Origin of the sequence: Undibacterium sp. JH2W (assembly GCF_049340425.1) — a bacterium.
GTDB lineage: Bacteria > Pseudomonadota > Gammaproteobacteria > Burkholderiales > Burkholderiaceae_D > Undibacterium.
The window spans coordinates 1-5953 of sequence record NZ_JBMPOT010000046.1 but is presented as its reverse complement, the minus strand read 5'-3'; the positions used below and the strand labels follow the sequence as shown (position 1 = coordinate 5953).

Sequence of the window (5953 nt, the reverse complement as noted above, 5' to 3'; positions counted from 1 at the left end):
ATCAATAAGGTCGCCGATCTCTTGCCTTGGAATGTCGCTGATCGTCTGGCGCAAAAAACAGCCTGAGTCTGAGTTTGACTTCGAGTTAAACGTAAAAAGTCAAGGACGGTGCTGGTGAGGTGCTTACCTTCCAGGCGGCAGCCATGCCAGTGAAACAGACGAGCACCAACACGGCGATGGCGATGTCAGTGGCAGCGGCCAATCCTTATGCGACGGTGGTGAGTCAAGCGACACCGGCTACGACTGCCAACAGCAAGGCGGCGACTGTGACAGCAACACCGTTGCAGGCGACTTCGGGTAGTAGTGCGATTGTGATTCCGGCGGCAAGCACAACCAGTACGGCTTCAAGCGGCAAAAACACCAGCAGCACGACGACAGCGGCAGATGGTGATCTCGCGATGGCGGCTTTGCTGGATGGTTTGGGGAGTTCGTTGGGGAGTGCTTTGCAGGCGCAGATGGATAAGACGTTGCGACAGCAGTAATATCTGATGAAGGAGAAGTCAGATCAACGTTGAGTAAATCTCACTTCTCTATATATAAATTTGTTTTGAGTTGATGTTTTGGCTTAAAATTTTTAGCATAAATTTATTTAAGGTGGCCTATGACACATATAGTTTCGCGGTTATTGCAGCCGAACGAATACCAGTTAGAAGTTCTTGAGATTATCAAGAAACAAGGATTTGATGATCAGAGAATTGAATATTTTGGAGATTGGGAAATTAGGAATGCTCGATTTAGTTTGCAGATGAACAAGGAAATTACTTTTCTGAAATGCTTATTACAACAATGTGATTTTTCTGATTTAGATACTGTAGCTCATAGTTTGTATGAGTCAAACGTCATAGATTCCAACTTTACAAAATCTCGTTTTCGGAAAAGCTGGTTTGAATCTTGTGTTTTTGAAAACACAGATTTTAGCGATACAAAATTTGTAAATTGTCATTTTAAAAAAGTAGTGTTTAAAAATGTTTCATTCGATCATACCGATTTGAGCGATTCCAGCTTTCGAAATTGTGATCTAAGTCAAATAAATTTAGATACCACCTTAATGTGGGGAGCACATTTTATAGATTGTATTCTTAGTGATAGGTTTTTGAGTTTTCCTGGGGGAAAGTGGCAGAAAGGACCGAATGGTGAAGTATTTGTTGTGTCGAATCCGGAGCGGTAAAAATATATGCTTTGCTGCTGCTACCCTGTTCAGTGTTCAGTTAAACCAACTCACTTCGCCAAACCTGCAAATTTTGCAAAATCTGGCGGCAGTTTTGGTTTCACTGAACACAAAAACGACTATTTTTTAATCAAGGAGAGCAATTAAATTTGTTCTCCTGACTAAAATTTAAGCGAATTAATTGCTCGGGACGAGATTTATCCTGAACAGCTAAATTGTCTTCTTAAAATACACATCTTGGTCCAGCGAGAATTTGCTACCTCCGTAAATAATATCCCTTGCCACGTTCAGCGTTCAGTTAAACTAACTCACTCCGCCAAACCTGCAAATTTTGCAAAATCTGGCGGCAGTTTTGGTTTAACTGAACACAAAAACGACTATTTTTTAATCAAGGAGAGCAATTAAATTTGTTCTCCTGACTAAAATTTAAGCAAATTAATTGCTCGGAGTGAGATTTATCCTGAACAGTTGAACTGCCCGCTTAACATACACATTTGGGTCCAGCGAGAATTGACTAACGCCGTAAATAATACCCCTGCAACAAACCATCCCAAGCCTCAAACGGATGTACAGATTTAGGTGGTGTAGAGTAGGGATCAATACCTCTCCATACTTCGGCAGGCGTGTACCCATGCAAATGCTGATGCGGCCTGATCAGGTTATACCAGCTTGTAAAATCCCTGAGCATGACATCCAGCATCAAGCCATTGATCGGCGTAGTTAAATTCAATTTCTCTTTCAACGTTAAAAAGAAACGCTCAATTCTACCGTTTTGCCAAGGCTTGCCTGGCTCACTGAATTCCTGACGTATTCCTAATTCCTTCAAAGTCCGTCGGAATTTTTTACTGCGAAAAACAGAGGCATTGTCAGTGCGGATAATTTTCGGTTTGCCAAATAAATTGATCGTCTGTGTCATGTATTCAAGTACCACCGCCGACGTCGCCAACTCCAAACGCTGCAACAGCAAATTCATCCTGGTGCCATGATCCACGATACCAAGAATAAAATGATGTATCCCATCCGCATCCACTTTACCAGTCCCATCCAGACACCAGCGTAAATTCGCAGGGCTGAAATCAGGAAACCGATTCCGCGTCTCTTTACGTACTGCCTCCATCTCTGAACGATATTTCTGTATCCAGCTATACACTGTACCCAGACTAATCGTGACCCCAGCATGTGCATACAAACGATTAAACTCATCCCGTATCTGACGATAACTCCGACCTTGTGCAAATCTGTCCAGCACAAAGTGCAAAGCCCAGCGAGGCTTAGCCTTGCCTGCTCGTCTTTTAGGGCGCTTGGGGTAAAATTGTTTGACTGGTGGGAAGAGGGTGGAAACTCGGTTTTTAGCAAAGCAGTTCCATCCCTCTAACCAGTACTGAACATACTTCAGAAAGCGCCACATCAAGCCAAAAAGTATCTCCAAAACCCAGCAAAAAATCAGCACAAGAAATTCATTCATCATCAACATCATTACAACGGTCTCTCCCTCATTGTTGCTAATGACCTGGCAAACCATACCATTGGCATCAACACCGGCGTCTATGGCAACATCCTCGCCCCCCGTGCCAGCATCAATGGAGGTAGCGGCGTTATCAATGGCAATGTGGTCGTCAACAACTGGAACTCCGGCATACAAATCAATGCCTACCACTACTTCAAACCCGTCAACATCGACACCAGCACCCCTGTACCTGTCAACCACGCCCCCGTGGCCAGCAACAGCAGTGCCAGCCTTGATGAAGACAGCAGCATCAACCTCAGCCTGCTCAGCAACGCCAGCGATGCCGACAGCACTGACGTATTGACCGTGCGCATCACCACCCAACCCGCCCACGGCACCGTCACCAAGAACGCAGGCAATACCTGGACCTACACCCCAGCGGCCAACTACAACGGCAGCGACACATTCAGCTACGTCGTCAACGATGGCAAGGTCGATTCCAACGTTGCCACCGTCAGCCTGACCATCAAAGCCGTCAATGATGCCCCGGTCGTCAGCAACCAAAGCATCACCGTCGACAACGCCACCAGCATCCTCATCAAGGCACTCGGCACCGATGTCGATGGCGATGTCCTCAGCAGCAAACTCATCAGCACCGCTGGCCATGGCACCGTCACCCTCAATGCTGATGGCAGTTTTACCTACAAAGCCACCGCAGGCTATGTCGGTACAGACAGCTTTAGCTACAAAGTCAACGACGGCAAGCTAGACTCCAACCTCGCCACCGTCAGCCTGACCGTGACCGCTGTAGCGCCGCCCGTACTCACCAGTGCAGACCTGGGCCTGGCAGGGCAGTTCAACGCCTTCATCTTCAATGACTTTACCGCTACCGCAGGAGAAGTGGCCGGCACCATGGCAGTAGGACACAACTTCAACGTCTCCGCCTTTAGCATGGACACAACCCAAAAGAACTACCAGGGCATGTCCTTGATCGTTGGCAACCAACTGACCTTCAATGGTGGTTCCACCCATGGCAAAGCCACCTACGGCAGCAGCAAAACCGTCAACAATCTGCCGCAGACAGACACCGTCGTCAAAGCAGCACCGCCATTCAGCTTTGCTGACAACAAAACCCAGTTGACAGACCTGTCCACCAACCTGGCAGCCCAAACCGCCAATGGCAAGACCACCGTCCAATTCAACGGCATGACCTTCCAGGGCGACGGCACCAACGGCACCCAGATCTTCAATGTCAAGGGAGCTGACCTGTTGAACGTCACTTACGCCAACTTCGTCAACCTGAACCCAGGCCAGACCATCATCATCAACGTCAGTGGTGACAGTGGTATGCAAGGTGGCATGCCAGACGGCTTCAAGAACTACAACACCCTGTTTAACTTCAGCACAGCGAAGAAACTGACGTTCACCAATGTCGGCGTCAACGCCAGCATCCTCGCGCCACTGGCAACAGTGCAGGGTGGTAGTGGTGTGATAGATGGCAATGTGGTGGTCAACAACTGGAACAGCAATGTCTACATCGCCAACAACCGCAGCTTCCAGGCGGCGGGGATGCCGACAAAACCAGTGCAGGCAAGCCAGACTTCAACAGCAATGGCAATGTCTGTGGCAGCAGCTAATCCTTATGCGACGGTTGTGAGTCAGGCGACACCGGCTACGGCGGCAAACAACAAGACCACCACAGTTTTAGCGACGCCTTTGCAGGCTACTTCAAACAGTAGTGCGATTGTGATACCGGCGGGGACGACTGCGTCAGGCAGCAACGCTAGCAGTAATGGTGCGAAGAGTACTAACACGACTGCGGCAGATGGTGATCTGGCGATGGCGGCTTTGCTTGATAGTTTGGGGAATTCGCTGGGGAGTGCTTTGCAGGCACAGATGGATAGGGCGTTAGGGAATATATGCTAGTGCTTAATATAAGTAATCACTATGGATTAAGATTAATAGTGGTATCAAGTTACATGAGTTTCCGCTGTGGTAGTGGTTAATAGATTAAACTCAAATCAAATAGCTATTATCGGAACGAGCTAATGCAGTAATTGATTGATAAATACAATGAAATTCACATAGTTAGAATTAGTTAATGAACTATTGAAGAAATGAGGACGAAATGAGTGACCGTAGTCGACAAGAATTAATGACGCCAATTGGTGTAGGGCAGCCTGATATTAATCAACGAGAAGAGGATTGTGGGGCTTGGATTTGTGGTGAAGCAAGGTTGGTTGCGATAAATGGAGGGACGATCAAACTTTGTCGTGCGCAGGTGGGGGACATTGTTTTGGCTTGTTGCGAATTAACTGGCGAACTTAGAGAAACCAAAATTGTGAATATACAAACCAGGGAGGATGTACCTACTTGGTTGTTGTATTGTCAGGGTTATTATGGTGACGTGAATCCCGATATTTTAACTTTGGAGGCAGCTGCTGCTTTACCGGTCTTTGTGCTTGGAAAAGGCTGGACTAGAATGATGGACTTGAAATCAGGAGAAAAAATTCTGTCATTTAATAACCGACCAAGATGTATAGCGAATCAAAACCAAGCGGATGCTTTTCTGAATAGAGAGTTGACTGCATTGGGTGTAAACAAAACTGGTAGGAAGAAGAAACTATATCACCTAGAGTTGGCTGATACGCATAGTTACAGCGTTGGTCACATTGCGGTTTGGGTACATGATGGCGTTGATCTGGATATCGAGACAGCATTTGATGCAACTGCCTCATCGGACAAAGAAGATTTATTTAGCATTGGTGGTTGTGGGAATCAGCAATACTTCCAGGGTGCGAAAGGGGAGGTCTGGGAAACCGATAGTATTTACCCAGGTTTTGAATTGAATTCACGTTGTGAAAAAACAGGTGAACTAATATCTGCAACAGTTCAGCACCGGATTTTCCATGAAGATGTGGCTAAATGTTGCATATGGTACATCTGTGACGGAGATGAGAGAAATGTAACTGTGAGTTGCGGCCAAGAGATTTTAGTAAAAGGGCGGGGGTGGACGCGTGCGGTAGATATTGAACCAAACGATCTGCTTGAATCTGGCGATGATGCAGTAACAAGTGTATTGTCGATTCAGACAGACTGGGATGGAGACCCTATGGATGGAGATTGTTATTCTTTTATTGTTACTGGTAATAATACATTTTGTTTTGGGCTTAACTCAGAATTATGTTTGCGCGGGGTAGCTTTAAAGTAAGGGGGTGTCCGGAATTTTGTGTAAACGGTTTTTCATTTATTTCAGCGACATCCGGTCATCGAACTGGATGGTAAAGCGGTTGAATGCCCCTTTCCAATCCCGTATTGGCATAGTCCATTTCTTGCTG

General features: G+C 46.5%; 5 protein-coding genes. 4 read left to right on the top strand and 1 reads right to left on the bottom strand.

Annotated elements, in window-relative coordinates; translation table 11 throughout:
• The first annotated feature begins 143 nt into the window (after positions 1–143).
• The gene (locus ACO0LC_RS28915; RefSeq protein ID WP_423009686.1) at positions 144–482 is read left to right on the top strand and encodes a hypothetical protein; all 339 of its coding nucleotides are present in this window, start codon (positions 144–146) and stop codon (positions 480–482) included.
• 119 nt (positions 483–601) lie between these two features.
• A complete protein-coding gene (locus ACO0LC_RS28910; protein WP_423009684.1) occupies positions 602–1168 on the top strand; it encodes a pentapeptide repeat-containing protein in 567 nt (188 codons plus the stop codon).
• 514 nt (positions 1169–1682) lie between these two features.
• On the opposite strand, the gene ACO0LC_RS28905 is transcribed toward ACO0LC_RS28910, so the two are convergent.
• Positions 1683–2810: a transposase gene (locus ACO0LC_RS28905; protein WP_423009682.1), complete on the bottom strand. Its 1128-nt coding sequence runs from the start codon at positions 2808–2810 to the stop codon at positions 1683–1685.
• Between ACO0LC_RS28905 and ACO0LC_RS28900 the strand changes: the two genes are divergently transcribed.
• Both ACO0LC_RS28900 and ACO0LC_RS28895 read left to right on the top strand, forming a co-directional pair.
• Positions 2694–4541, top strand: a complete 1848-nt coding sequence (locus ACO0LC_RS28900) for a collagen-binding domain-containing protein (RefSeq protein ID WP_423009688.1) — start codon at positions 2694–2696, stop codon at positions 4539–4541. The genes ACO0LC_RS28905 and ACO0LC_RS28900 overlap by 117 nt on opposite strands.
• Before the next feature lie 202 nt (positions 4542–4743).
• A complete protein-coding gene (locus tag ACO0LC_RS28895; protein WP_423009680.1) occupies positions 4744–5826 on the top strand; it encodes a hypothetical protein in 1083 nt (360 codons plus the stop codon).
• Positions 5827–5953 lie beyond the last annotated feature (127 nt).